Origin of the sequence: Kaistella sp. (assembly GCF_041824135.1) — a bacterium.
Lineage (GTDB): Bacteria > Bacteroidota > Bacteroidia > Flavobacteriales > Weeksellaceae > Kaistella.
Genome location: NZ_JBGZYM010000074.1, coordinates 1 through 3,585, shown reverse-complemented (window position 1 = coordinate 3,585; position 3,585 = coordinate 1). Strand labels below are relative to the sequence as shown.

Genomic DNA, 3,585 nt, shown 5'->3' with positions numbered 1-3,585 from the left:
CAGTTAATTAAGTCGTTTTACTTCTTATATTCTTAATACCCCTTTTTCAAAGGGGAAAATTAATGCTGGAAGAAAAAAGAAATTACCTCCTAAATCCGTACCCTTTTTGGGGTGGTTTTGGTGTCTCTATTTTCTGCCTTTTTTCCCTGTTGAATAAAATATCTTTCAAATGTTCGTTTAAATCTTTGTAGCCCTGTTCGTGAATACCGAACGAGTCTCGGACATCCTGTGCTTGGGGAAATTGTTCCAGAAGTTTCTTAGTTGCTTCGTTTCCGGCACTATCTCCGTCCAAACAGAAAAACATTTGGGAGCTTTCATTTTGGTAACGTTCTATAAATTTAGACACATTGGTAACAGAATTCAAGCAAACAAATTTGTAATCGTTTAAATCTCTCCCTTTTGCTTTCAAAATCTCAATCATCGAAAGCGTGTCTGTCATTCCTTCACATACCGCCATTTTTTTTGCTTGTGGATTTCCGAGTTCTGTAACATCAGATGTTCCAAATTTTGTCTTTGCAAAGGGATTTCGTATTTCATAACCTCCTTTAACGTTCTGATATCCTATGCCGTAGTAATGATTTTGCCCCACTTGGTAATGTATTTGTTTGGTGTATTCTCGCAATGTTTGTGAAGATATTCCCCTTTCTCTAAAATAGTTGATTAACTTACCTGTGCTTGGTTTGGCTACTTGTGTTATTTGAAATTTACCATCTTCCAAATTTTGGCGTTCTAAGGCTGTTTTTTCGCGTATTTTTGTAAAATTGGTACTTAACCCTGTGTTGAATTCATTAAGCCAATTTACAGCCTCTAACCAGTCTAATTTTTGATATTTTTGTATTGCCTTAATGATTTGCCCTCCTTCTCCGCTCTTCAAATCGTGCCAGCCTTTTTCTGAAACGGATATTTTTTGTGTTTGATTCTCATTTGTAAAAAGAAATTCCTTACCTGATTTTTTCTCAAAATTTATAAAACCCTTGTCCGCCAAGTATAAAAAATAGTCAATTAAATTGCTTTGATTAATAATTTCATTTACTTTGTTATTCGCTATATATTTAGTTTTCAATGGTTCCCGAAGTTCAAAAGCTCTATCAAATTCTTTAAAAGATTGTTTTACCTCACGAAAGAATTTAGCTTGTTCAATTTCTCTTTTTTCATAAACTTCTGCGTTGTTCAAAATTGCTTGATTTATACCTGCTTTTAGGTCTTTTTTTAGATTTTCCAACCCAAAAAGTAAATTACTTTTACCTATGCTGTCTATTTTTTTGTGAAGCTCTTCCGCAGTGGTGAGCTTCTGTGCCTCACGTCTGCGGTATTCATCTGTGGTTTGGTGCTTCCTGTCCGATTTTATCCCCCTTTCAAGTCCAAATTTTTCCATCGCTTTGGCATAGGAGGTCTGTAAATCTTGAAGTTTTATACTGCTCCCTATAAAGTCCTTAGCTGATAATCTTCCATCTTTCGTTATTGGAACAAAAGCGCAATGAATGTGAGGTGTTTTCTCGTCTAAATGAACGTTGAAACGGATAATATTTTCCTTGCCAAAATGCCGAATACACCAGTTAGCATTTTGCTTTATCCATTCTTCCAATTTAGTGGGGTCGGCTTCTATTGCTTTCATCTCTTCGTGCGAACCGCTAAGCATTACATTCACGCTATACGTGGCATCTCTGCGGATAGATTTCTGCGAAGTGTAACCCTCTTCAATGCGTTTGTGAATAGCCTCATTATACTTCATTTTACAATACTCATTGAACTGATATACCTTGTTCAGATGCGTACGCGTCAAATCTGCGTGCTGGTATGAATATTCCATACCCTCCGTTCTGTCGATGTGATGACCCAAAGAACCTCCTATTGGCTTTCCGTGTTTTTCAAAATGTAATACAACTTGTCCCATATTTTTAATTTCTTTTTTCTTCCAGCATTAATTTTTTAAACCTCTGAAAGAGGTGTCCGAAGGACTGCCCGTAGGGCTTGGCTGTCTGCAAGACCTCACGGAACTTTAATACGACCAAACACCCCTGAAAGAGGGTGTTAAGGAAGTGTTAAAGTGTAGTGAGCTACACCTTATGGTTTTAAATGCTTAAAAAAACCGCTCGGGGGAGGGGTTATTTTTTATATCTGTTTTTGATTTTTTGAATGTCTTCTTTGGTATTGATAATACCTATAACACGAATTATTTTTTCAGTTTCATCTATGAAATAAAAAATTCCAAAATGGAACCTCTTGGTAAAACAGCTTCGTATGTCTTCTATTCTTTTTTGATAGATATAGGCATCGTTTTTCAAACTATCCAAATATGTTAAAACTTCGTCTTGAACTTCAAAACCTAATCCTTCGCGTATTGGTTCGTAAAAGTTGAGGATATTTTGAAAATCATTTTTTGCCTTATCAGAAAGTTTTACCCTAAATTCCATATCGCTGTTTAACTACTTCTTTTTTTAAGTCTTCAAGAAAAATACCTTGCTCAGGATTTTCTTTAAAATCTTTATATCTTTCGCTTAGTTCAATTTCTAATTCTTTTGAAATAGAAGTATCTACATCGTTAAAAGAAACTTCTGAGGCTGAAATTCCTTTTAAAAATCTCTCTATATATGGCAAATCAATTTCTTGAATTGTAGCCTGTAATCTAATCGTTCTCATAGCATTATTTTTTTGCAAAGGTATTAATTATTTTAAAAGTCTAATTTCAATTGGTCGGGATTTTCTACTTCTGGCTTTTTTTTCCTTTTAACATAGCTTTCTGCGAATGTTATTCTATTACCGTTGAAAACAACCATAGGATTGATGAAATATAAAAATTCTGTTTTTCCTCTTGCTATCATTTGGTTTTCGAGCAAATTCGTTAAGCCTATTCTTACAGAATTTTCTGATTTATACTCTGTGTATTCCAAACAATCTTCTAAAATAAAAACAAATTCATCTTTATTAGGAATTAGTTGGTTTAGAATATACCCAAATACTTTGATTGCCTGTGGTTTTAGGTCAAAAAATGCAGAAAAACGACTAAGATATAATTTGGCAAATTGTTCCTCATCTACTTCTATTTGTCTGATAAACTGAGTATGTCCAAGCATATCACCTGTATTAGGGTCAAAGGCTTGTAAAATAGCCTTTTCACTTGTTTTTGTGGCTGTCTTGTACTTTTTAGCTACATTTTGATTTATAACCTCTAATGCCTGTTTTAAAAAAGGATTTTCTTTGTTAAATTCAAAATTTGTAAGAGCAGATACATCTCTCCTTTTACTATTCACCTTTTTTGCTCCCATATGACAACATTTTTACTTTTTTGTTGTTGCAAAAGTACAATAAAAATATTATTACACAACAATAATATATACTTTTTTTTACTTTGTAAAAACAACATATTTATATATTTGTTGTCGTCAAAAAACAGTAGTGTTGTCGTCAAAAAACAGTAGTGTTGTCGCGACCCCCCTTGATTATCAGTTAATTAAGTCGTTTTACTTCTTATATTCTTAATACCCCTTTTTCAAAGGGGAAAATTAATGCTGGAAGAAAAAAGAAATTACCTCCTAAATCCGTACCCTTTTTGGGGTGGTTTTGGTGTCTCTATTTTCTGCCTTT

General features: G+C 33.8%; 4 protein-coding genes. All 4 read right to left on the bottom strand.

The window, feature by feature from the left end; genetic code table 11:
- Positions 1 to 82 precede the first annotated feature (82 nt).
- The 4 genes from mobV to ACEYOS_RS08275 all read right to left on the bottom strand — a co-directional run bounded on the left by mobV (position 83) and on the right by ACEYOS_RS08275 (position 3,266).
- Positions 83 to 1,894: a MobV family relaxase gene (gene mobV / locus ACEYOS_RS08290; RefSeq protein ID WP_373747983.1), complete on the bottom strand. Its 1,812-nt coding sequence runs from the start codon at positions 1,892 to 1,894 to the stop codon at positions 83 to 85.
- A gap of 211 nt (positions 1,895 to 2,105) precedes the next feature.
- Entirely contained in the window at positions 2,106 to 2,414 is a 309-nt protein-coding gene (locus ACEYOS_RS08285; RefSeq protein ID WP_373747984.1) for a type II toxin-antitoxin system RelE/ParE family toxin, read from the bottom strand.
- Entirely contained in the window at positions 2,404 to 2,640 is a 237-nt protein-coding gene (locus ACEYOS_RS08280) for a hypothetical protein (RefSeq protein ID WP_373747985.1), read from the bottom strand. The genes ACEYOS_RS08285 and ACEYOS_RS08280 overlap by 11 nt, the downstream gene beginning before the upstream one ends.
- Before the next feature lie 32 nt (positions 2,641 to 2,672).
- The gene (locus ACEYOS_RS08275; protein ID WP_373747986.1) at positions 2,673 to 3,266 is read right to left on the bottom strand and encodes a replication/maintenance protein RepL; all 594 of its coding nucleotides are present in this window, start codon (positions 3,264 to 3,266) and stop codon (positions 2,673 to 2,675) included.
- Positions 3,267 to 3,585: the final 319 nt, after the last annotated feature.

Coding starts and splice junctions, on each gene's coding strand:
- mobV (WP_373747983.1), bottom strand. CDS start 1,894: ATGGGACAAGTTGTATTACATTTTGAAAAACACGGAAAGCCAATAGGA.
- ACEYOS_RS08285 (WP_373747984.1), bottom strand. CDS start 2,414: ATGGAATTTAGGGTAAAACTTTCTGATAAGGCAAAAAATGATTTTCAA.
- ACEYOS_RS08280 (WP_373747985.1), bottom strand. CDS start 2,640: ATGAGAACGATTAGATTACAGGCTACAATTCAAGAAATTGATTTGCCA.
- ACEYOS_RS08275 (WP_373747986.1), bottom strand. CDS start 3,266: ATGGGAGCAAAAAAGGTGAATAGTAAAAGGAGAGATGTATCTGCTCTT.